Annotated in this window: 24 protein-coding genes, 1 other RNA gene and 1 pseudogene; 16 read left to right on the top strand and 10 right to left on the bottom strand. The window is 58.4% G+C overall.

The window, feature by feature from the left end; all coding sequences use genetic code 11:
* Positions 1–145: 145 nt before the first annotated feature.
* Together rnpB and rsmI are read right to left on the bottom strand one after the other, a co-directional pair.
* Positions 146–532: RNase P RNA component class A (rnpB, locus tag AXW79_RS00240), an RNA gene on the bottom strand.
* 156 nt (positions 533–688) lie between these two features.
* Positions 689–1,522, bottom strand: a complete 834-nt coding sequence (gene rsmI, locus AXW79_RS00235) for a 16S rRNA (cytidine(1402)-2'-O)-methyltransferase (RefSeq protein WP_005314319.1) — start codon at positions 1,520–1,522, stop codon at positions 689–691.
* A gap of 199 nt (positions 1,523–1,721) precedes the next feature.
* Between rsmI and AXW79_RS00230 the strand changes: the two genes are divergently transcribed.
* Genes AXW79_RS00230 through dolP form a run of 4 tightly spaced genes read left to right on the top strand, consistent with a single transcriptional unit; the run spans position 1,722 to position 4,994 of the window.
* On the top strand, positions 1,722–3,509 hold the full coding sequence (locus AXW79_RS00230) for a penicillin-binding protein activator (protein WP_042468030.1): 1,788 nt from the start codon (positions 1,722–1,724) through the stop codon (positions 3,507–3,509).
* Between the two features lie 32 nt (positions 3,510–3,541).
* Positions 3,542–3,811, top strand: coding sequence for a YraN family protein (locus AXW79_RS00225; RefSeq protein ID WP_005314323.1), 270 nt, complete (start codon positions 3,542–3,544; stop codon positions 3,809–3,811).
* A 9-nt stretch (positions 3,812–3,820) separates the two neighbouring features.
* Positions 3,821–4,411, top strand: coding sequence for an SIS domain-containing protein (locus tag AXW79_RS00220; RefSeq protein ID WP_005314325.1), 591 nt, complete (start codon positions 3,821–3,823; stop codon positions 4,409–4,411).
* Between the two features lie 4 nt (positions 4,412–4,415).
* Complete coding sequence (dolP, locus tag AXW79_RS00215; RefSeq protein ID WP_005314328.1) at positions 4,416–4,994, top strand: division/outer membrane stress-associated lipid-binding lipoprotein; 579 nt, start codon at positions 4,416–4,418, stop codon at positions 4,992–4,994.
* Between the two features lie 53 nt (positions 4,995–5,047).
* Here the strand turns inward: dolP and AXW79_RS00210 are convergent, their stop codons facing one another.
* The 8 genes from AXW79_RS00210 to zapE all read right to left on the bottom strand — a co-directional run bounded on the left by AXW79_RS00210 (position 5,048) and on the right by zapE (position 11,224).
* On the bottom strand, positions 5,048–5,473 hold the full coding sequence (locus tag AXW79_RS00210) for a ClpXP protease specificity-enhancing factor (RefSeq protein WP_011898280.1): 426 nt from the start codon (positions 5,471–5,473) through the stop codon (positions 5,048–5,050).
* On the bottom strand, positions 5,470–6,099 hold the full coding sequence (gene sspA / locus AXW79_RS00205; protein WP_005314352.1) for a stringent starvation protein SspA: 630 nt from the start codon (positions 6,097–6,099) through the stop codon (positions 5,470–5,472). The genes AXW79_RS00210 and sspA overlap by 4 nt, the downstream gene beginning before the upstream one ends.
* A gap of 87 nt (positions 6,100–6,186) precedes the next feature.
* Positions 6,187–6,921, bottom strand: coding sequence for a cytochrome c1 (locus tag AXW79_RS00200; RefSeq protein WP_005314357.1), 735 nt, complete (start codon positions 6,919–6,921; stop codon positions 6,187–6,189).
* The gene (locus AXW79_RS00195) at positions 6,918–8,135 is read right to left on the bottom strand and encodes a cytochrome b (RefSeq protein WP_005314360.1); all 1,218 of its coding nucleotides are present in this window, start codon (positions 8,133–8,135) and stop codon (positions 6,918–6,920) included. The genes AXW79_RS00200 and AXW79_RS00195 overlap by 4 nt, the downstream gene beginning before the upstream one ends.
* Positions 8,136–8,137: 2 nt before the next feature.
* Positions 8,138–8,731 carry a ubiquinol-cytochrome c reductase iron-sulfur subunit gene (gene petA, locus AXW79_RS00190; RefSeq protein WP_005314362.1) on the bottom strand — a complete coding sequence of 198 codons (594 nt, stop codon included), beginning with the start codon at positions 8,729–8,731 and terminating at the stop codon, positions 8,138–8,140.
* A gap of 295 nt (positions 8,732–9,026) precedes the next feature.
* A complete protein-coding gene (rpsI, locus tag AXW79_RS00185; protein ID WP_005314365.1) occupies positions 9,027–9,419 on the bottom strand; it encodes a 30S ribosomal protein S9 in 393 nt (130 codons plus the stop codon).
* 15 nt (positions 9,420–9,434) lie between these two features.
* Positions 9,435–9,863 carry a 50S ribosomal protein L13 gene (rplM, locus tag AXW79_RS00180; RefSeq protein ID WP_005314367.1) on the bottom strand — a complete coding sequence of 143 codons (429 nt, stop codon included), beginning with the start codon at positions 9,861–9,863 and terminating at the stop codon, positions 9,435–9,437.
* 266 nt (positions 9,864–10,129) lie between these two features.
* On the bottom strand, positions 10,130–11,224 hold the full coding sequence (gene zapE, locus AXW79_RS00175; protein ID WP_005314371.1) for a cell division protein ZapE: 1,095 nt from the start codon (positions 11,222–11,224) through the stop codon (positions 10,130–10,132).
* A 140-nt stretch (positions 11,225–11,364) separates the two neighbouring features.
* Between zapE and AXW79_RS00170 the strand changes: the two genes are divergently transcribed.
* The 12 genes and pseudogenes from AXW79_RS00170 (at position 11,365) to AXW79_RS00110 (ending at position 22,373) form a co-directional block, all read left to right on the top strand.
* Positions 11,365–11,745 (top strand): YhcB family protein, encoded by a 381-nt coding sequence (locus AXW79_RS00170; RefSeq protein WP_005314374.1) that lies wholly within the window; start codon positions 11,365–11,367, stop codon positions 11,743–11,745.
* An 81-nt stretch (positions 11,746–11,826) separates the two neighbouring features.
* Positions 11,827–13,188 carry a Do family serine endopeptidase gene (locus AXW79_RS00165; RefSeq protein ID WP_005314377.1) on the top strand — a complete coding sequence of 454 codons (1,362 nt, stop codon included), beginning with the start codon at positions 11,827–11,829 and terminating at the stop codon, positions 13,186–13,188.
* A gap of 89 nt (positions 13,189–13,277) precedes the next feature.
* Positions 13,278–14,408: an outer membrane-stress sensor serine endopeptidase DegS gene (gene degS / locus AXW79_RS00160; RefSeq protein ID WP_005314380.1), complete on the top strand. Its 1,131-nt coding sequence runs from the start codon at positions 13,278–13,280 to the stop codon at positions 14,406–14,408.
* A gap of 316 nt (positions 14,409–14,724) precedes the next feature.
* Positions 14,725–15,084 (top strand): transcriptional regulator, encoded by a 360-nt coding sequence (locus tag AXW79_RS00150; RefSeq protein WP_005314387.1) that lies wholly within the window; start codon positions 14,725–14,727, stop codon positions 15,082–15,084.
* Between the two features lie 18 nt (positions 15,085–15,102).
* Positions 15,103–15,468, top strand: a complete 366-nt coding sequence (locus AXW79_RS00145) for a glycine-rich SFCGS family protein (protein WP_005314389.1) — start codon at positions 15,103–15,105, stop codon at positions 15,466–15,468.
* A complete protein-coding gene (locus tag AXW79_RS00140; RefSeq protein ID WP_005314392.1) occupies positions 15,468–15,764 on the top strand; it encodes a DUF4312 family protein in 297 nt (98 codons plus the stop codon). The genes AXW79_RS00145 and AXW79_RS00140 overlap by 1 nt, the downstream gene beginning before the upstream one ends.
* 40 nt (positions 15,765–15,804) lie before the next feature.
* On the top strand, positions 15,805–16,581 hold the full coding sequence (locus AXW79_RS00135) for a DUF4311 domain-containing protein (protein WP_005314394.1): 777 nt from the start codon (positions 15,805–15,807) through the stop codon (positions 16,579–16,581).
* An 11-nt stretch (positions 16,582–16,592) separates the two neighbouring features.
* The gene (locus AXW79_RS00130; protein ID WP_005314396.1) at positions 16,593–17,225 is read left to right on the top strand and encodes a DUF4310 family protein; all 633 of its coding nucleotides are present in this window, start codon (positions 16,593–16,595) and stop codon (positions 17,223–17,225) included.
* A 42-nt stretch (positions 17,226–17,267) separates the two neighbouring features.
* Positions 17,268–18,407 (top strand): amidohydrolase/deacetylase family metallohydrolase, encoded by a 1,140-nt coding sequence (locus AXW79_RS00125; protein ID WP_005314397.1) that lies wholly within the window; start codon positions 17,268–17,270, stop codon positions 18,405–18,407.
* Positions 18,391–19,506 (top strand): DgaE family pyridoxal phosphate-dependent ammonia lyase, encoded by a 1,116-nt coding sequence (locus AXW79_RS00120; protein WP_005314399.1) that lies wholly within the window; start codon positions 18,391–18,393, stop codon positions 19,504–19,506. Before AXW79_RS00125 ends, AXW79_RS00120 begins: the two co-directional genes overlap by 17 nt.
* Before the next feature lie 108 nt (positions 19,507–19,614).
* Positions 19,615–20,355 (top strand): 2-dehydro-3-deoxy-phosphogluconate aldolase, encoded by a 741-nt coding sequence (gene dagF / locus AXW79_RS00115; protein ID WP_005314402.1) that lies wholly within the window; start codon positions 19,615–19,617, stop codon positions 20,353–20,355.
* Positions 20,356–20,458: 103 nt separating this feature from the next.
* Positions 20,459–22,373: pseudogene (locus AXW79_RS00110) on the top strand (BglG family transcription antiterminator).
* The last annotated feature ends 17 nt before the right edge of the window (positions 22,374–22,390 follow it).

Genomic DNA, 22,390 nt, shown 5'->3' with positions numbered 1-22,390 from the left:
GTCCAGCCGACATAGAGCGACCAGAATGGGCGAGAACTTTATTACAAAACCCTAAAAGACGCCACGAGACCGTCTGACAACCCAAAAATAAAAATCCCGGCACCAGAAGGTGCCGGGATTTTAAGGTACTTGCATACCTTGAATAGGTCGGAGTCGGCCTGTAAGCCGGGTTCTGTACCGGGTTGCCCCGGGTAGCAATCATTCCTCTAGGCCAGCAATCGCTCGCTGGCTCAAGCAACCTACCCGCCCCCAACGCGGGCCGCGCCAATAGGGGCCTATTTGGTCTTGCTTCGGGTGGAGTTTACCGTGCCACGAACTGTTACCAGACGCGCGGTGCGCTCTTACCGCACCCTTTCACCCTTACCTGATCCCTTGCGGGCCATCGGCGGTTTGCTCTCTGTTGCACTGGTCGTGGGCTCACGCCCCCCAGGCGTTACCTGGCACCCTGCCCTATGAAGCCCGGACTTTCCTCCCCTCCGCCCGTCTGTCCCGAGGGACACAACGACGAAGCAGCGATTGCCCAGCCGACTCCGAGGCGCGGATTATAGCCTCGTGACACTGTGGGGTAAACCGGCAATTCCCGTTTACAGCCATTTATCGCGCTTTGGCCCCCGTTTACAGGCTGAATGCTTGTCGGTACGGGTGAACGCGCTGGTCAGAAAACAGTCTGCCGGCCTATTTCGCCGGCTCAATAGTGCTCTAGTCCGTATTTGTAGAGGGCATTTTTCTTCACACCATGGATTTCCGCGGTGAGTGCCGCCGCTTTTTTCAGTGGCAACTCGGTCACCAGCAACCCCAGGGTACGGATCGCCTCGGCAGGCAGCTCTTCTTCCGTTTTGCTGGCTCCCGCGACCACCAGCACTATCTCGCCACGGCAGCGGTTATCATCCTGACCAAGCCAGGTCAGCATCTCGGACGCGGGCAGACCATGGATGGATTCGAAGGTCTTGGTCAATTCGCGGCACACCACCACCTGACGCTCCCCCAGAATGCGAGCGATCGCTTCTACCGTATCCTGCACCCGACGTGGGGATTCATAAAATACCAGTGAGCGGGTGTCTTCGATCACGGCCTGCAATCTGTCATCACGCCCTTTGCTTTTGGCGGGCAAAAATCCTTCGAAGGCGAAGCGGTCGGTCGGCAAACCAGCGGCGCTCAGGGCCGTGATGGCGGCACAAGGACCAGGCAGTGGTACCACCTTGACGCCTGCTTCGCGACAGCGGGTGACCAAGTGGTAGCCTGGGTCGCTGATGAGCGGAGTCCCCGCATCGGAGACCAGGGCTACGGTCTTGCCTTCCTTGATCCGGCCGATCAGCACATCGGCTTTCTGCTGCTCGTTATGATCGTGCAGCGCGAAGGTGGGTACCGAGATTTGGTAGTGGCTCAGCAGGATACCGGTATGACGCGTATCCTCGGCAGCCACCAGATCGACACTGCGTAAAATGTCCAATGCACGCTGGGTAATGTCCGCCAGATTACCGATCGGAGTGGGGACTATATACAGGGTTGGGATGTCACTCATGGGATCTCCGAGTGTCCCGACAATTGTGTCGCCATATTGGCCCGTTTACACTATGGGGAACTTCAACACTGGTCGGGGAATGAACTTGAACCGGGTTACAAAGCAGCTAAGTGTATCACGACTCTTCGGCATCATACTCGCGGCAGCACTGCTCGCCGCCTGTGCGTCGGGGCCCAATCAACCTTCCGGGCAGCCAGGTATGCCGTCGGCATTCTCGGATCTGACCAAAAATGCCCAGTGGTATCTGGAGCAGGTGGATCCTGTCAAACCTGCCGAAGCCTTTACTTGGCAGGTGATGGCGGCACGCAGCTACTTGGCACTCGGCCAAGCCAAGCCGGCATCGGCGCTATACCAGCAACTACAGAAGCAGGCCCAGAGCGCGGAGCAGAAAGCGCAGCTGCAACTGTTGCAGGCACATCTGTTGCTCGCCCAGGGCAACGCCAACCAGGCGCTGATCCTGCTGGAGGGTAAACCGGACGTGCCGCTGGATGCCGATACGCAGAAAAATTGGTATCGCCAGCGGGTAGTGCTGCAGCTGGATATCAACAACAAGTTTGGTGCAGCCAAGTCGCTGATCTTGATGGAGCCCTATCTGGCCCAGAATGAGCTGGCGACCAACCATCAGCAAATCTGGTCTCTGCTGAAGAGCATGACACCCTCCACCTTGCAGGCACTGGAAGAGGCGCCAGCCCCTGACGTGACCACAGGTTGGCTGCGACTGGCTGCACTGGTTAACGAGTTCGGTGCCCAGCCCAGTCAGCTGGCCCGTCAGCTGGCAGGATGGAAACAGGCTTTCCCTGACCACCCGGCCCAGAAAGACATGCCGGCCGGTCTGGGGGATCTCGCCACCAGCCACATCAATGCGCTGCAGCAGATCGCCGTGTTCCTGCCGCTCTCGGGCAATCTCGAGCCGCAGGGCGCAGCCATTCGCAACGGTATGTTGATGTCTTACAAGGAGAATCAGAGCCAATTTACCCTGAACTTCTACGACACCCAGACCAAGGCGATGGGCGAACTCTACAAGCAAGCCATTCAGGAAGGGGCCAACATGATCATTGGCCCGCTGCTCAAGGACAGAGTCGAGGAGCTGCTCAAGGCCAATCCGACCGTGCCCGTGCTGGCGCTGAACGAGTTGGACAAACCTATCGTCAACGACAGCACCTTCTACTTCTCGCTCTCTGCCGCTGCCGATGCAGCCCAGGCCGCGCAATATCTCTACGGTCAGGGTTACCGAAAACCGCTGCTGATCGCTGCTCAGGGCCGAATTGGCTACAGCAGTATCAAGGCATTCGAGCAGGCATGGGCCACAGTGAGTCAGGACAAGCCGGTCGTGGCCACCTTTGGTGCTCGTAACGAAGTGCAGGGCATGGTCAAGAATGCTCTGAGTGGTCGCTCGACCGCACGGGCCGGGGAGGTGGTACAACTATCCGCAGCCGCGCCACGCAGCATAGATGTGGTCTACGTGGTCGCCAATAGCCTGGAGACCCGGATGATCAAGCCCTACGTGGACATCTCGGTCAATCCCATGGGCAGCCTGCCCATCTACAGCAGCTCACGCAGCTACGACAGCGCCACCACAGAGGTCGCCTCCGAGCTCAATGGTATGCACATCTCAGACATGCCGCTGCTGCTGGGTGGCTACGAGCAGCAACGGGAGCAGATCGCACTGCTCTGGCCGCAGACCCAGGGTGACCTGATGCGCCTGTTCGCACTGGGCTACGATGCCGTCAGCCTGGCAGAAAACCTGCAGCAGATGCGCAAGGTCAATGCCATGCAACAACCAGGCATGAGCGGACAGCTGAGCGTGGATGCCAATGGCAACATTGTGCGGGTACTGGATTGGGCCACCTATCAGAATGGTGAACTGGTCAGCGACAGTGCAGCACCTCAGCTTGAGGGAGCCCCCAATGAAGGATCTATTGGCACGGATGAGCCAGCAGTGGCAGAACCTGTTTCCGTCACCGACGAACAAGGGGCAACACTTTGAGCAAGTAGCGGAACGCTCGCGGCCTGCAACCCGTGACTCGCAACTATCGCTGCCGCGGCGGCGAAATCGATCTCATCATGCGCCAGGGGGATACCCTGGTGTTTGTTGAGGTCAGATACCGCGCCCATGCCAGCCATGGCGGGGCCGCCAGCTCTGTCACCCGGAGCAAACAGCACAAGATCGTGCTGGCAGCGCGCCACTATTTAACGCAACATGCCATCAACGAGGCCAGTCAGGCCTGCCGATTCGATGTGATCGCGTTTGAGGATGACCAGCCAAACTGGATCCAGAACGCATTTTAAGAGGACCCTATGACTGACCGCATCAAAGAAAACTACACCGAAAGCATCCAGACCAAAATTGCCGCCGCCGAGGCGCTGCCGGACGCTATCCATACTGCGGCCCAGATGCTGACCATCTGTCTGCTCAATGGCCACAAGGTGATGGCATGCGGTAATGGTCCCTCTGCGGCGCTAGCCCAGCTGTTCATCTCCGAGCTGGTCAACTGTTACGAGACCGAACGCCCTTCCCTGCCGGGCATGGCACTGACCCCAGACATGGCAACCATCAGCGCCATCGCCACCGATCACGGCTTCGAAGAGGTCTATGCCAAACAGATCCGGGCCTTGGGGCAAGCCGGCGACATCCTGGTGGTCATCACCACCACAGGTAATAGTCGTAGCTTGATCAAGGCCGCGGAGGCCGCGTTATCACGGGATATGACCATAGTGGTGCTCGGTGGGGGGGACGGTGGTGAGATCGCCGGGCTGCTCGGTCCCAACGATGTGGAGATCCGGGTACCATCCGCCCGACGCCCCCGTATTCTGGAGGTTAACCTGTTGACCCTACACTGTCTGTGTGATCTCATCGACCAGACACTTTTCCCGCAACAGGAAGATTGAAACCATGAAGAAGCAAACACTCCTGCTCGGCCTGCTGGCTGGCACCCTGCTGCTGCAAGGCTGCGCAGCCGTGGTAGTAGGCGGTGCCGCAGGCACTGCCAAGGCTTCCGGCGATCGCCGCACTCTGGGTGCCCAGTGGGATGATCAGGCCATCGAACTGAAAGCTGCCAATCTATTGGCCGACAACAAACCCTTGAGTACAGCCAGCAAGATCAGCGTCTACAGCAACAACGGCCGTGTACTGCTGGTCGGCCAGACACCTTCTGACGCATACAAGCTCGAAGCAGGCAAGGTCGTGGCCCGTATCGACGGCGTACGCCATGTCTACAATGAGCTGCGACTCGGCCAGCCAGTCAACATAGGGGTGCGCAGCAATGACTCCTGGATCACCTCCAAGGTCCGTGCAGACATGCTGGGGGCCAAAAACTTCGACAGCGCCAAGGTCAAGGTGGTCACCGAGAACGGCGAGGTGTTCCTGATTGGCCTGGTGACTCGCCAGGAAGGGGACCAGGCCGTTGAGATCGCTCGCCACGTCAGTGGCGTGAAGCGCGTGATCAAAGCGTTCGAGTTCGCCCAGAACTGAGCGAGCAGATAGCAAACAGAAATAAAAAAACGCAGCCAGTTGGCTGCGTTTTTTTATTTGATGACTTTCAACGTCGGCCGACCGGTCGGCCGCGGTGGTTCCGGCTCAGGCTCCACCGGTGCTTCGGCCTGCTCCAGCCAGAGGTCGTAACCTGGCTCGGGCGGGAACAGGGCACCCACGCCGTTCTCCCTGGCATGAATCGCCAGTATGGCGGCCATAGGGATATAAACCTGCTGGGAGACACCGCCAAAACGGGCACTAAAGCTGACCGCTTCATTGTCCATGTGGAACTGTCCTACTGCACGCGGCGCTATGTTCAACACTATCTGTCCATCCTGAACAAACTGCATCGGCACCATCACATGGGGGATATTGACGTTGACCACCAGATGCGGGGTCAGCTCGTTATCCAGCAACCAGTCAAAGAACGCCCGTAACAGATACGGGCGACTGGGTGTCATTGTTGGTTCCATGCTCATACGCCAGCGCGGATCTCACGTTCAGCTTCAGTCAATGAAGCCTGGAAGGATTCACGCTCGAACAGACGAACCATATAGGCTTTCAGCTCTTTGGCACCTCGACCGGCGAAATCGATCCCCAGACTGGGCAGACGCCACAACAGCGGTGCCATGTAGCAATCGACCAGACCGAACTCTTCGCTCATGAAATACGGCATTTCACCGAAGATAGGCGCGATGGCCAGCAGGTTGTCACGCAATTCGGCACGCGCCGCATCGACATCGGTACCTGCCATGATCTTGTCGGCCAGGGAGTACCAGTCCAGCTCGATGCGATGCATCATCAGACGGCTGTTACCACGGGCAACCGGGTAAACCGGCATCAGGGGCGGGTGCGGGAAGCGCTCGTCCAGATACTCCATGATGATGCGTGAGGTGTACAGTGCCAGCTCACGATCGACCAGAGTCGGTACAGTGTTGTACGGGTTCAGCTCGGCCAGCTCATCTGGCAAGTTGCTTGGGTCAACCTGGCAAATATCTACGCTAACACCCTTCTCCGCCAGGACAATACGCACCTGATGGCTGAACATATCGTTGGCACCGGAAAACAGCGTCATTACCGAACGCTTATTGGCAGCTACAGCCATTGAACCCTCCCGTCATTAAAAAGCAGAAACGGCAATGAAGCATCTTGGTCTTCATTGCCGTGCATTATATTACCCGGATCTGGTCGCTTAGTGAACGTCGCGCCAGAATTCCTTCTTCAACAGCACAGTGAAGATGAAGAAGATTACGATGAATCCAAGTACCCAGAAGCCCATGCGTTCGCGCTCCTGTTGTACCGGTTCAGCCGAGTAGACCAAGAAGTTTACCAGATCCAGTACCGTCTGATCATACTCTTCGTTATTCATTTCACCGTTGCCGTCAGATTTGACACTGACAACCTGCTGTACGTCCACCCCATCCACAGTGTGGGTCGCAAACTCGGCACGGGGCGTGCCTTGCAGCGGCTCCAGCACGTGAGGCATGCCCACGGACGGGAAAACAGCGTTGTTCACGCCAAACGGACGAGTCTCATCCACATAGAAAGAGCGCAAATAGGTATAAACCCAGTCAGCCCCGCGCACCCTCGCTACCAGCGTCAGGTCGGGAGGCGGTGCACCAAACCACTTGGCCGCATCCTTCTCCGACATGGAGATTTTCATCAGATCGCCGATTTGGGCTCCCGTGAAGATAAGATTTTCCCTCATCAGCTCATCAGGAATCCCCAGATCTTGCGCAACGCGGTTGTAGCGCTGGTACTGGGTAGAGTGACAACCGGCACAGTAGTTCATGAAGGTCGTGGCACCACGCTGCAGAGACGCCTTGTCATTCAGGTCATAGTCGGCCTTGTCCAGTGGGAAAGTACCGCCAGCAGCAAGCGCCAGGCTGGGCAGCAAGGCCAGCACTGCAAATATTATTCTTTTCATTTGAATGTCACCCTCTCCGGCAGCGGCTTGGTACGCTCATTCTTGCTGTAGAAGAACAGCAGGACAAAGAACCCGAAATACCCCAGCGAGCAGAACTGGGCAACCAGGGTCAAGGTCGGGGTCGATGGCAAGACGCCGAGGATACCGAGAATGACGAAGCAGACCACGAACTGGGCGATATTCAGCTTGTGCAGCGTGCTGCGATAGCGAACGGAGCGTACCTTGCAGCGATCCAGCCAAGGCAGCAGGAACAGCACTACGATGGAGAGACCCATCATGATGACACCGAGCAACTTGTCCGGCACCGCCCGCAGGATGGCGTAGAAAGGAGTGAAGTACCACACAGGAGCGATATGCGCCGGCGTCTTCAGACCATTGGCCACTTCAAAGTTCGGCTTCTCGAGGAAGTAGCCCCACATATCCGGCTTGAAGAAGATGATGGCGCAGAAGAAGAACAGGAAACCGGCCACGCCGATCATGTCCTTGACGGTGAAGTAAGGGTGGAAAGCCACCGCATCCAGCGGCCAGCCGTTAGCATCCTTGTGCTTCTTGATGTCGATGCCGTCAGGGTTGTTGGAGCCAACTTCGTGCAGCGCCAATATATGCATGGCCACCAGCATCACCAGCACCAGCGGCAACGCTATGACATGCAGCGCGAAGAAGCGGTTCAGGGTCGCCCCCGAGATGACATAGTCACCACGGATCCACAGGGTCAGATCCTCTCCGATCACAGGAATGGCACCAAACAACGAGATGATGACCTGAGCCCCCCAGAATGACATCTGGCCCCAGGGCAGCAGATATCCCATGAAGGCTTCCGCCATCAGCACCAGAAAGATCAGCATGCCGAAGATCCAGAGCAACTCACGCGGCTTCTGATAAGAGCCATAGATCATGCCGCGGAACATGTGCAGATACACCACCACAAAGAACGCAGAGGCCCCGGTGGAGTGCATGTAGCGCAGCAGCCAGCCGTAGTCCACATCCCGCATTATGTATTCGACTGAAGCAAAGGCACCCTCAGCAGAAGGGTTGTAGTTCATAGTCAGCCAGATGCCGGTGATGATCTGATTGACCAGTACCAACATGGCCAGCGAGCCAAAGAAGTACCAGAAATTCAGGTTCTTTGGTGCCGGGTACTTGGCCATATGGTCGTTGTACATGGCAGTGAGCGGAAAACGATAGTCAATCCAGCCCATCAGTTTGGAAAACATGGTCAGGCCTCCTTGCCATCATCGGCACCGACCAGGATGGTGGTGTCGCTAAGATATTGGTACGGCGGAATGACCAGGTTCAAGGGTGCAGGCACCCCCTGGAACACTCGACCAGCCATGTCGAACTTGGAGCCATGGCACGGGCAGAAGAAACCGGAGGTCACGCCTTGAACCTGCTCACCGAAGTTATCCGGCAGGTAGGAAGGAGAGCATCCTAAATGGGTACAAATGCCGACCGCAACAAAAATCTCGGGTTTGATGGATCTGTAGCCGTTATGGGCATAATCCGGCTGCTGTGGTTCGTCAGATGCGGGATCCCGCAGCTGGCCATCGTGAGCCGCCAGTGCATCCAGCGTCTGCTTGGTGCGTTTCACCACCCAGACCGGTTTGCCTCGCCACTCAACACGGATGAGCTGGCCTGGTTCCAACTTACTGATATCCACTTCTACCGGAGCGCCCGCCGCTTTGGCCTTGGCACTCGGGTTCCATGACTTTATAAACGGCACTGCGGTAAAAGCAGCTCCTACCCCACCAACGGCAACCGTTGACCAGGTAAGAAATCTGCGGCGACCGGTATCAACTGGCGCATTGCTCATCCAAAAACTCTCCCATGTGGACTCCGCACATTCTTATTGTGTCCCTGTTCCCCTTTCTTCCGTGACAACAGCGGCGGAAGCGGAGTTACAATTGTCACAGAAAAACCGAGGGAATTTTAAAGAAAAGATAACAACTTGACAAGAAAGACCAGCGAAGGGCAAAAACAATAAATATACATTTTTTTGTCTTTTGTGACGTGGTGTTAGCATTGGCATAGCTAATATTACCAATAAAAAAAGCCTGGCACATGGCCAGGCTTTTTTGACACTCGTGAGAGTGAGTACAAAAAGCGAATTAACGCTTGGAGTACTGCGGACGCTTACGAGCTTTGTGCAGACCGACTTTCTTACGCTCAACCTTACGGGCATCGCGAGTAACAAAGCCTGCTTTACGCAGTTCGGCGCGCAGGGTTTCATCGTACTGCATCAGAGCACGAGTGATACCGTGACGGATCGCACCAGCTTGACCGGAGATGCCACCACCATTAACGGTGATGTACAGATCCAGTTTCTCGGTCATCTCAACCAGTTCCAGCGGCTGACGAACTACCATGCGGGCAGTCGGACGGCCAAAGTACTGCTCCAGGGAGCGCTGGTTGATTACGATTTTACCGCTACCCGCTTTGATAAACACGCGAGCAGTGGAGCTTTTGCGACGGCCGGTACCGTAGTATTGATTTTCTGCCATGTTGCCAGTTCCCGATTAGATATCCAGTACTTGAGGTTGCTGAGCAGCATGAGCATGCTCGGCGCCTGCGTAAACTTTCAGTTTACGGAACATGGCACGGCCCAGAGGACCCTTCGGCAGCATACCTTTGACAGCAGCTTCGATTACCATTTCCGGCTTACGCTTGATCAGCTTGTCGAAGCTGATTGACTTGATACCACCCGGGAAACCGGAGTGAGAATGGTAGATTTTATCGGTAAATTTCTTACCGGTTACATGTACCTTCTCAGCGTTTACAACGATGATGTAATCACCGGTGTCAACGTGCGGAGTATATTCAGCTTTGTGCTTACCACGCAGACGAGAAGCGATCTCGGTTGCGATACGACCCAGAGTTTTACCCTCTGCGTCCACAATGTACCAGTCACGTTTTACGGTTTCTGGCTTGGCAACGAAAGTTTTCATTAAGTTAAACCCAATTACCTGTTACAGACCCAATTGCTTATGGGGGCTCTCCCACAAACAACAAACGATGGCCTACCTGTACCCCTTCGAATACAAGTAAAGCTTAAAGTGTCGCTGTCTTATCGACAGCTGTAACGTGGGCCGGGCGATTATAAGTGAAGTTGCCTTAAATATCACCTGCTAATTTCACTGCCATGAAGCTAGCAAATGTCGCCCGGCCCTACCTGCCGCAGATGCCCATCCGACTGGCAGGCGCGGTATTGTGACTAAGGAAGGTGCACTCTGGCAAGGTATTCGTGCGATTGCATTTCCTGAAGCCGTGAAAGACAACGTTTGAATTCGAAATTCAGCAGCCCGTTCCCGTAGAGTTCTGTCATGGGGACAGCCGCCGACATGATGAGTTTGACGTGCCGTTCATAGAACTCGTCCACCATGGCGATGAAGCGGCGAGCCGCGTCATCCGTGCCAGCCCCCATGGGTTGCACATTAGCAAGCAGCACAGTATGAAACAGGCGGGCCAGCTCTATATAGTCGCCCTGTGAGCGAGGAGTACAGCAAAGTTGCTCGAACTCCATGTACAGCACACCTTCCCCCATTCCCAGCGACGTCAATTGACGATAATTGATCTCGACACTGCCAGCGTTGACCTGCTCCAGACCCGTTAACTGTTGGAAATATCGGTCCAGATTGGATTTTGCCTGCTGATCCAGAGGGAAGTGATATATCTCTGCCTGCTCCAGGGTACGCAAGCGATAGTCGATGCCACCATCCACGTTAAGTACCTCGCAATGACGCTCGATGAGCTCTATTGCTGGCAGAAAACGGGCCCGTTGCAGACCATTGCGATAAAGGTCCTGTGGCGGGATGTTGGAGGTCGCCACCAGCACAACCCCATGACCAAACAGCTCCTGGAACAGGGTGCCAAGCAACATGGCATCCGTGATGTCGGAGACAAAAAACTCATCGAAACAGATGACATCTGTCTCGCTGGCCAGCTTGCTGGCGATGAGCTTGAGCGGATCGGCCTGCCCGGTCAGTCCCTTGAGTTCGTCGTGCACCCTGTGCATGAAACGGTGGAAGTGGATACGCAGTTTTCGCGTCCCCGGCAGGCTCTCGAAAAAAGTATCCATCAGCCAGGTCTTGCCTCTGCCCACTCCGCCCCACATATATAGCCCGAGGACAGGTTCCTTGGCCTTGGGCTTTTGCAACCAGCCCAACAGGCCGCGGGATCTGGTCGGAGTCGGGCTTTGGCACAAATCCTGATAGAGTCGCTCCAGGCGGGTCACGGCCATCGCCTGAGCCGGGTCGGCCACAAAGCCGGGGCGCTGCAAATCCTGCTGATATTTTTGCTGCGGGGTCATCCTGTCAACCGCCTCCAAGTCCCTGAATGAAGTACAAAATGGTATCACGCTCTCGGGGTGCACGGTATAGTGCCATCAAGGCGTAGCGGCCATCCAGGCCGCCTCAACACACATTGATTTAGCTGTAACAAGGAGCATCTATGAGTCTGTTAAACGGGATCCTGCTGGCTGTCGCCGCCTTGATTATCGGTATCATCATCGGTCGCTTCACGGTGCGCAGCCGGGATGCCGGACGTCTGGAACAAGAGCTGAAAAAAGCGCATACGGAGCTGGAAAGCTACCAGGGCCAGATCAATACCCACTTTGCCGACAGCGCCGCCCTGATGGAGCAGCTTGCCGAGCAGTATCAAACCCTCTATCGCCATATGGCTGAGCAGAGCAAATTCCTGGCCAAGGCACAGGAACCGCTGTTCCGTGAAGCACTGCTTGAAGAAAGTGCCGATACACCGGCCAACGAAGAACCCGGCGTACCGCCCCGTGACTATGCCGGCGCCTCCGGTCTGCTCAAGCAGTCCAGTTAGTTCCCTGCGGAACTAATTGCGCTGTGTTGTGGTCAGACCTTGACGATTGCATTGCAACTTTTTCTGGGAGCTGTTTTTCATATGCGTAAACCTCTTTCTGTGCTCAGTGTGCTAGCCCTCAGTGTCGGTATCGCCATGTCTGCGGCCCCTGTGCAGGCTGCACTGCCCTCTTTGCTGGCGAACAATCAGGAGATGCCGAGCCTGGCGCCGGTTCTCGAACAGGTCACGCCTGCCGTGGTCAATATCTCCGTCTCTGGCAAGAAAATCACTCGCCAGCGTCTACCTGAGCAATTCCGCTTCTTCTTCGGCCCCAACATGCCTGATGAGCAGGTGAGCGAGCAGCCCTTCCAGGCGCTGGGCTCCGGCGTCATCATCGATGCCAAGAAGGGCTACGTGATCACCAACGCCCACGTCGTGCACGAGGCGGACGAGATCAAGGTCAACCTGAAAGATGGTCGTGAATATGCGGCCAAGAAGATAGGTGAAGACAAACAGTCCGATATCGCCCTGCTGCAAATCAAGGCCGAGGATCTGGTGCAGATCAAATTTGCCGATTCAGACGAACTGAGGGTCGGCGACTACGCACTGGCCATCGGCAACCCATTTGGCCTGGGCCAGACAGTCACCTCCGGCATCGTCAGCGCCCTGGGACGCAGTGGCCTCAACATCGAAAATCTGGAAAACTTCATCCAGACCGATGCGGCCATCAACTCCGGCAACTCGGGCGGCGCCCTGCTCAACCTGCGTGGGGAGCTGATCGGCATCAATACTGCCATTTTGGGTCCCAACGGTGGCAACATAGGTATCGGCTTTGCCATTCCGTCAAACATGGTGCGTGACCTGTCTGAGCAGATCGTCAAGTACGGTGAAGTTCGCCGTGGTCAGCTGGGGATCACGGGCTCTGAACTGACCTCGGATATCGCCAAAACCTTCGGTTACAACAAGAAGGATGGTGCCTTCGTCAACCAGGTCATGCCTGACTCCGCCGCCGCCAAAGCCGGTATCAAGCCTGGCGACATCATCGTCAGCATAGATGGCAAGGCAATCCGCTCGTTTGGCGAACTGCGAGCCAAGATAGCGACCATGGGTGCCGACAAGCAGGTCGCGCTGGGCCTCATCCGCGACGGCAAAGAAGAAACCGTCAAGGTCATGCTGAAGAAGGCCGATGACAGCGAGATCCTGGCCAGCGTCCTGCACCCTGCGCTGGAAGGGGCCAAGCTCAGCACCACCTCGGAGCCGGTGACAGGCGTAGCTGTCTCCGATATAGCGGCTCGCTCCCCTGCTGCGGCCTCCGGTCTGCAGAAAGGCGACATCATCATTGGCGTCAACCGCCTGCGAGTAAACTCGCTGGCCGAGCTGACCAAGGCATTGAAAAACAAGCCGGATGTGCTGGCGCTGAACATACAGCGCGGAGAGTCTTCTCTCTATCTGGTGATCCGTTAATAACCTCACACCCGCGGCCCTCGCCGCGGGTGATTTTTATCCACCGATAGTGTTATTCTCTGCCCGCTGCATGTACGGATGAGAATGACATGAAAATCCCACCTTTGATCAGTTACTTGGGCAAGTCTGTCGGCTTCGGTCTCACCGTGGCGGCTCTCCTGTTGCTGCTGTTTCCCGATTTCCGTGGCGGTGCCCAACTCCCCGGCATCATCACCAATGCCCGTGAACTGAGCTTCTCTTACGCTGCTCATAGAGCCGGCCCTGCCGTCGTCAACATCTACACCCGCAGTTTCTCCCGCAATCAGGGCAACCAGGCTGAACTCAGACCCCAGGGGCTGGGCTCGGGTGTCATCATGAATCAGCGCGGCCATGTGCTGACCAACTATCACGTCATCGCCGATGCGGACCAAATCATAGTCGCACTGCAGGATGGGCGGGTGTTCAGTGCCGAGCTGGTCGGAACCGATCAGTTAACCGATCTGGCGGTGCTCTACATAGAATCGGACAACCTGCCAGTGATCCCTCAGGATCCCGACAGGCAGCCGGATGTGGGGAACGTTGTGCTCGCCATCGGCAACCCTTACAACGTCGGCCAGACCATCACTCAGGGCATCATCAGTGCGACCGGTCGCCTTGGTCTCTCCAGCATGGGACCGGACGGCAACGGCCGGCAGGATCTGCTGCAGACCGATGCGGCCATCAACGAAGGCAACTCGGGGGGAGCCCTGGTCAATGGCCGCGGCGATCTGGTGGGCATCAACACGGCCGCCTATCACCTCAACGGCAATCAGAAGAGCTACGGTATCAGCTTCGCCATCCCTTACCGGTTGGCCAAACGGATCATGGATGAGCTGATCACCAACGGCCGTGTCATTCGCGGCTACCTCGGCATCTCCAGCGTTGAACTCAACCCCATAGTGGCGCGCATGATGAACCTCGGTGATTTGCGCGGACTGGTGATCGAGAGTTTGGATCCTGACGGTCCGGCCAGCAAGGGAGGTCTGAAACGGGGGGATGTGCTGCTCAAGATCAATGGGGAAGCGCTCAGCGGCGTGCGCTCCGCCATGGACAAGATTGTCGAGAGTCGTCCCGGCACCAAACTCACCATATCGGTGTTTCGTGATGGCAAGCCGCTGGAAGTGGAGGTCACCATAGAGGAAGACCTGCGCTACCAGCAGGGCAAGGCCAATACGAATGTCAGTGGCGCTAACGCCAGCTGACCCTATTGTCTCTTCATATCACAAGGGCGGGTAACCGCCCTTTGTCATTTCTGCGGATCCTCGCTCCCCTCATACGTGAGACGACTCACAGTTTCAGCCTGTGCGACTCTGGGGCCATCTGCCAGAGAAGTGCGCCATCGATCACACTAATCCAGCCCCGATAAGCTCCCTTTCCTCTGCTGGTACACAAAAATGGGCCTTTTAAGCCGCTTCGCACGGGAATTTCCGCTTCGAATCGGAAAAACGCTGCCTCCTCTGCACGCCCCTGCAGGCTTAGGGTAATCCCATACCTTCTGCCAGCCTTGGAGAGCAGACATTGCACACAGAGACTCATGACCAGAACCTGACCCCGGACAGCCCGGCGTTGCTGCACCAGACCGACCTGATCCTGGCACGCATCCACATCCTGCTAGGCGATCAGGGCATACGTCCCAACGAGGTGCAAAAGCAGATGCTGGCCTCCCATGTCAAAGCCATGGTGTGGCGTTCCCATAGCGGGGAATCCCTGCCGGAGGTCGACCTCAGCCTGTTTGACGAGATCTCCCCCCTTTCCCTGCGACTGGCCGAACAGGTCGTCGCCTGGCTGGACAAGCTGGCCTATGAAGAGGCTCACCTCTTGTCCGTCCATTTCGAAGTCGCCAAAGAAAATGAACTCAGCTCAGTGCTGAATCAATAACAAAAAGGAGATATCCAGATGTCAGCCATCAAACTCGTGATTGGAGATCGTCTCGGCAAGGGCCAGAAAGTAGGGGCAGGGGCAGAATCGGCCGGTGCCAGCGTGACCGTGATACCCGGCATGGCCGCCGATATGAAGCTCGGTGATGTGATGAACAAGGAGCAGGCGGATCTCGGCATCTCCTTCTGCGGCAGCGGTGGCGCCGGTGCCATCACGGCCCAGACCAAGTACGGCTACAAGTGCCGCTACGGCATGCGCTCCGTCGAGGAGGGTGTCACAGCCATCAATGACGGCTGCGTGGTGCTGGGTTTTGGCTTCATGGACAAGGAAGAGCTTGGCCAGAAGCTGGTAGAAGCCTTCGTCAAGAAGCACGGACGCGCCTGATGAAAGAGGACTTCACCACCCAGGTCATCGTCAACGGCAAGGGGGCGACCCGCCAGCAGGCGTTCGCCGCAGCCCTCAGCCAGGTGCAGCACACTCTGCTCAAGGACAACCCGCGCGTCATGCTGCGGATCGAACCGGTCGAGGTGCAGGTGCTCAAGGCCGAGGAGTCGGTCCGGGTGGAGAAGTTCCTGTTCTTCTTCCTGCCGCGCCAGCGCCGTGAATTCCGCGTCCAGCTGGAGATCACGGTCAAGGTCACCAGCCTGGACGCCGACAAGGTGACGTTCACCCTAGTGTGATGCCACCCGCAGCGACAACCCCACAAGAGGGATACATTGGATGTTTCTAATCATATTTATCAAGTCACTCATCATCGGCGGCCTGGTGGGCGTCGGTGTGGGGGCCGGCGCGGCGCGGATGTTTCACGCCCCGACCGTGCAGGGCATGGGTGCTTTTCGTACTCTGGGTGAGCTCAACTCATGCGAAGGGGATCCCGCCTCCCACTTCTCTTTCGGTCTGGGCTTCTTCTTCAACGCCTGGGCCTCTACCGTGGCGGCTGGAGCCTTCACCCAGGACGTGGATCACCGCATCCTGCCGAACTGGGGGGCGGCGGCCCTGATGATCCGCAACCGGGATCTCGCCAGCACTCTGCACGACCCGAAAAAGATGGCCATAGCCTGCGGCATCATTGGCGCCATCGTGGTGGCCTTCCTCAACAGCACGGCTGCCGCTGTACCGGCCGCCCTGCAGGTGACAGCGGTCAAGGTGCTGGTGCCTGCCGCCAACCTGCTGGTCAACACCGTCATGCCGGTGATCTTCTGGCTGGCCGCCATCGAAGCGGGCAAGAAGTCCGGTTTCTGGGCCACCATCTTCGGCGGTCTGGCGCAGCTCATCATGGGCAACGCAGTACCGGGTCTGGTGCTCGGCATCCTGATCGGCAAGGGGGTCGAAGAGAGCGGCTGGAACCATGTCACCAAGGTGATGATGAGTGCCATCGTCCTGCTGTTCGTGCTGAGCGGCTTCTTCCGCGGCTTTGACCTCAAGCTGATTGAATCCTTCCACATGGGCATCCCCCTGTGGCTGGAAAACGTCCATAACCTGCTTGCCAATAAATAAGGGGCCACACCATGGATGAGAAACTGAGAAACAACTTCTGGTACGCAGACTGGTCCTTCCCCATCTTCGTCGGCCTGCTGTCGGCCGGGGTCTTTGCCGGAACCCACATGTACTACCTGTACGGTGTCGGCGCCTTCAACGAGGTGGCCTTCGTCGCCATGCTGAAAGCCGGCATGGACACGGGTGCCTTTGGCGCCAGCTTCCTGTTTGCCCGCATCATAGAAGGCTCCCTGGTGGGGATCCTGGACATAGGCGGCGCCATCCAGACCGGCGTCGGCCTGGGCGTGCCCGCCCTGCTGCTGGGGGCCGGCATTCTCTATCCAGTGGAGAACTTCGGCGCCTCGCTGGTGACCGGCATGGTGATTGGTCTGGCGATTGGCTACATCATCATCCTGGCGCGCAAGTTCACCATCAACCAGAGCAACTCCACCTACGGTGCGGACGTCATGATGGGAGCTGGCAACAGCTCGGGCCGCTTCCTGGGCCCCCTGATCATCCTCTCTGCCATGGGTGCCTCCATCCCCATAGGACTGGGTTCCCTGCTGGGTGCACTGCTGTTCTATGTATGGAGCAAGCCCATCACAGGGGGCGCCATCCTGGGTGCCATGTTGCTCGGCACCTTCTTCCCGGTCGCCCTTGCATAAGCACTCGCCGCCCTGCGGGGCGGCCTCTTCGAGGTCATCACCATGCATGACATGATCATCAGAGCGGGACGCCTGGGAAATGGCGAGCTCATCGATATCGCCATCCGGGACGGCAAGATAGCGGCCCTCGGCCAGCTGCCGGCAAAGACCGAGGCGAAGCAAACCCTGGATCTGGCTGGCCGGGTGCATGTAAGTGCGGGCTGGATCGACGGCCACACCCACTGCTATCCCGCCTCCCCCATCTATCACGATGAGCCGGACAAGGTGGGCGTGGAGTCTGGTGTCACCACCGTCATAGACGCGGGCAGCACAGGCGCCGACGACGTGGACGACTTCCAGCGCCTCGCTTCAGGCTGCAAGACCCGGGTGCATGCCCTGCTCAACATCTCCCGCATCGGCCTGCTGCGCCAGAACGAGCTGGCGGACAGCCGGGATCTGGACATGGCACTCGCCTCGGCAGCCATTGCCCGTCACCCCAACTTTATTATCGGCATCAAGGCGCGCATGAGCGGCAGTGTGGTGGGTGAGAACGGCCTGCAGCCGCTGCGCATGGCCAAGGCGCTGCAGCAGGCCCACGGCCGGCTGCCGCTGATGGTGCACGTGGGCAACACGCCGCCGGATCTGGACGAGATTGTCGCCCTGCTGGGAGAGGGAGACCTGCTGACCCACTGCTTCAACGGCAAACCGAACCGCATCCTGACACCGGCCGGCGAGCTGCGGGTCGCGGTGCGCGAGGCGATGCAACGGGGCCTTTTGCTCGACATAGGCCACGGCGGCGCCAGCTTCAGCTTCGAGGTGGCGGAGCTTGCCATCCGTCAGGGGATACAGCCCCACACCATCAGCTCGGATATCTACTGCAAGAACCGTATCAAGGGGCCCGTCTACAGCCTGGCCCACGTCATGTCCAAGTTTCTCGCCATCGGCATGACGCTGGAGCAGGTGCTCGCCTGCGTCACCGACCATGCCGCCGATGCGCTTCGCCTGACCGGCAAGGGACGACTCGAGGTGGGCGCCGATGCCGATCTAACCCTGTTTGAACTGGCCAGCGGCCCGACCCTGTTTATGGATACCGAGGTGCAATCGCGCAGCGGCGACCTGCAACTGCTTCCCCTCGCCGCTCTGGTGGGTGGTGACCTGGTTCTGACTCACTATGGGAAATCACACCATGCCTTCTGTTTATGAGAAATATCAGCTCAAACCCGTGATCAACGCCTCCGGGCGCATGACTATTCTCGGCGTCTCCACCCCCGAGCAGGAGGTGGTCGATGCGGTCAGCTTCGGCCTGGGCCACTACTTCGAGGTGAAGGATCTGGTCAACAAGACAGGCGCCTACCTGGCAGGCTTGCTGGATGTGGAAGATGCGGTAGTGGTCTCCTGCGCCAGCGCCGGCATAGCCCAGTCGGTGGCCGCCATGATAGTGCGCGGCGACCCCTACCGGCTGGAGCAGCTGCACGCCCATGCCCACGGAGTGCCGAGTGAAATCGTGCTGCCCAAGGGGCACAACGTCAACTTCGGCGCGCCGGTCGGCACCATGGTCAATCTGGGGGGAGGCAAGGTGGTAGAGGCTGGCTATGCCAACGAGTGCTCCCCCGCCCAGCTGGCCGCCGCCATCAATCCCAATACCGCAGCCATTCTCTACATCAAGTCCCATCACTGCGTGCAGAAGAGCATTCTGTCGGTGGCAGAGGCGGCAGAAGTGGCCAAGGCTCGCCAGCTGCCACTGATCGTCGATGCGGCAGCGGAAGAGGACCTGCGTCTCTATTACAACCAGGGGGCGGATCTGGTGATCTACAGTGGCGCCAAGGCCATCGAAGGGCCCACCAGCGGGTTGGTGCTCGGCAAATGCCAGTATGTGGAGTGGGTCAAGCAGCAGGCCAACGGCATAGGCCGGGCCATGAAGGTGGGCAAGGAGGGGATCCTCGGCCTGACCCGCGCCATAGAGCGCTACCTGGAAAAAGAGAAGGAGAGCGGCGCCGCCATGGTCGCCAAGATGGCCCCCTTCATCGAGCGCCTCAACCAGCTTCCGGGCGTCAGCGCAAAAGTGGTATGGGACAGTGCGGGGCGCGACATAGCCCGCACCGATATTGCTTTTGACCACCAGCAGATCGGCATGACCACAGTCCACCTGGTGGCTCGACTGCAACAGGGCAACCCCGCCATCTACTGCCGTGGCTACAAGGCCAACGAAGGCCACATCGAGATCGACGTGCGCAGCGTCACCGCACCCCAGCTCGACCAGATCCATGCCGCCATTGCCAACCTCGTTCAGGAGAATCGTTGATGTCCCAAACTCCCAACGACTACCACAACCGTGTCTGCCTCAATGTACTACCGGGCTCCAAACAGCAAGCCGTCGTCGAAGGCCATATCTAATTCAGGAGGATCACTGATGTCCCTTATTCCCAACTACTACCGCAACCGTGTCTGCCTCAATGTATTAGCGGGCTCCAAACAGAATGCTGTCGACATTTATGAGGCGGCCGAAGGCCATGTACTGGTCGGCGTGCTCTCCAAGAACTATCCGGATGTGCCCTCCGCGGTCGCCGATATGCGCGATTACGCGAAACTCATCGACAACGCTCTCTCCATCGGGCTGGGGGCGGGCGATCCACGCCAGTCCGCCATGGTAGCCGAGCTGGCAGGCCAGCTGCAGCCCCAGCACGTCAATCAGGTCTTCACCGGGGTGGGTGCCAGCCGGGCGCTGTTGGGCCAGCCAGAGACGCTGGTCAATGGCCTCATTTCCCCCACCGGCACCCCCGGCATGGTGAAGATCTCCACCGGGCCCCTCAGTGCCCAGCAACCGGACGGGATTGTGCCCATCGACACTGCCATCGCCCTGCTCAAGGACATGGGCGGCAGCTCGGTCAAGTTCTTCCCCATGGGAGGGCTGGATTGTCGTGACGAGTATCAGGCGGTGGCCGAGGCCTGTGCCCGCCACGGCTTCTGGCTGGAGCCCACCGGCGGCATCGATCTCGACAACTTCGAAGAGATAGTGCGGATCGCGCTGGACGCTGGTGTCGAGAAGGTGATCCCCCACGTCTACAGCTCCATCATCGACAGCGAGAGCGGCCAGACCCGCCCCCAGGATGTGCGTACCCTGCTCGCCACGGTGAAACGACTGCTGGCGTGACGAAAGATGGCACCGGTCCGATCACTGGCCGGTGCCTGGCTTGTTAATGACCCGCTTGTTAACATCGACCCTTTATTTCGCGACAGGAGTCCCGTCCCCCCTCATGACCAAGCTGCCCCACCCCAGACTCCATCAACTGCTGACCCAGCTCCATGCCGAACCGCTGCCACAGGAGGAGCTGGCTCGCCGCCTCAATGTCTCCACCCGCACTGTGCGCACCGACGTGGCGACCCTCAACGAGCTGATTGCCACCCACGGCGCCCACCTGATCCACCAGCGTGGCAGCGGCTACCAGCTCAAGATTTACAATCAGGGGCTGTTTGATGAGTTGCTGGCGGCCCAGGAGCAGGAGAGCAGCCTGCCGCGCACCAGTCGTGAGCGGGTGCTGCACCTGCAGATCTTGCTGCTGACGGCGGAACAGGGGATCAAGCTCGACGAACTGGCAGATACCTGGTATCTGAGCCGGGCGGCCCTGCAGGGGGACATGGCGGAAGTGCGGGAGCGGCTCGCCCACTTTGGCTTGCTCATCGACAGCAAGCCACGGCTGGGCATGCGCATCCAGGGGGGGGAGACAGCGATCAGGGCCTGCCTCACCCAGTTGCTCTATCAGGAGCTGCTCCACAACAACCAGTTGCAGAGCCTGCTGCCCAACCTTTGCCCCAGCAAGACGCTGGAGGTAGTGGGCAATCACATCCATGCCCAGCTCAGCCGCCATCAGCTGCGCCTCGCCGACGAGAGCCTGCAGCAGCTCACCATCTACTGCGCCGTCGCCCTGCTGCGGCAGGCTGCGGCAGGCTGCGGGGCACGAGCTCCGCCAGTTTGCCAGCGAAGACATCACAGAGACGCTGGCCGCCGTAGCCAGTGACATTTATGCAGAGCTGCCGACCTTGATGCCACCGGGAGAGGAGGAGATCGCCTGCCTCGCCATCCAGATCCAGGCCCGCCTCACCGCCGACACGCCCAGGCTCAGCCCGGCCATGGCCGCCGAGAGCGAGCAGCTGGTCGAGCATCTGCTTGCCTATATCCATCAGCACTATCCCTATGATCTGCGCGACGACCTGCAGTTGCGAGCGGATCTGCAGACCCATATCAGCGCCATGCTGCTGCGGGTCAAATACCAGATCGGCAGCCACAATCCACTGGCGGATCACATCAAGCAGTACTATCCCCTCGCCTACGACATCACGCTGGCGGCCATTTCGGAGTGGATAAAACAGACCCCTTACCGGCTGACCCACCACGAGATCGGCTACCTGGTAATCCATATCGGGGTAGGGCTGGAGCGCCACTACGACATCGGCTACACCCGCCGTCCCCAGGCACTGCTGCTGTGCGATGCCGGCAACGCCACCTTCCGGGTGCTGGAGGCGCGCATCAAGCGGGAATATCCCCAGCTGCAACTGGCCAGCCTGGAGTCGGTGCGAGATTACGAGGGATTGACGCGGATAGAGCAGGATTTTGTCATCAGCACTGTCAAGGTGAGCGAGAAGAACGTGCCCGTGGTGCAGGTGGCGCCTTTCCCGACCCAGTATCAGCTGGAGCAGCTCGGCAAACTGGTGCTGATCGACCGCACCCGCCCCTACCTGCTCGACAAATACTTCGATGCCGACCACTTCATGGTGGTCAATGAGCCACTCAACCAGAGTCAGCTGTTCGCCCGCATCTGCGATCAGCTGGAACAGGAAGACCTGGTGGAAGCGGGGTTCAGAAGTTCACTCCACGAACGGGAGCGCATCGTCTCCACCCTGCTGGGAGAAGGCATAGCCCTGCCCCACTCCCTCGGCCTGCTGGCCCGCCGCACCCTGGTCTATACAGTGCTGGCACCACAGGGGATCGACTGGGGCAATGGCGAGACAGCCACTCTGATATTCGTGCTGGCCATCAGCAAGGCGGACTACGAAGAGGCGATGGGGCTCTACGATCTGTTTCTGGCGCTGATGAACGAAAAAGCCAGCAAGAATCTGCTGGCTTGTCGGGATTTTGCCAGCTTCAAGGGGCTGGCGCGCACCGGTTCCTGAACCCGGGCGGGGAGTGA

Source organism: Aeromonas salmonicida subsp. salmonicida (assembly GCF_001643305.1).
GTDB classification, from domain to species: Bacteria; Pseudomonadota; Gammaproteobacteria; order Enterobacterales; family Aeromonadaceae; genus Aeromonas; species Aeromonas salmonicida.
The sequence above is the reverse complement of the archived record's forward strand: the minus strand, read 5'-3'. Positions and strand labels throughout refer to the sequence as shown.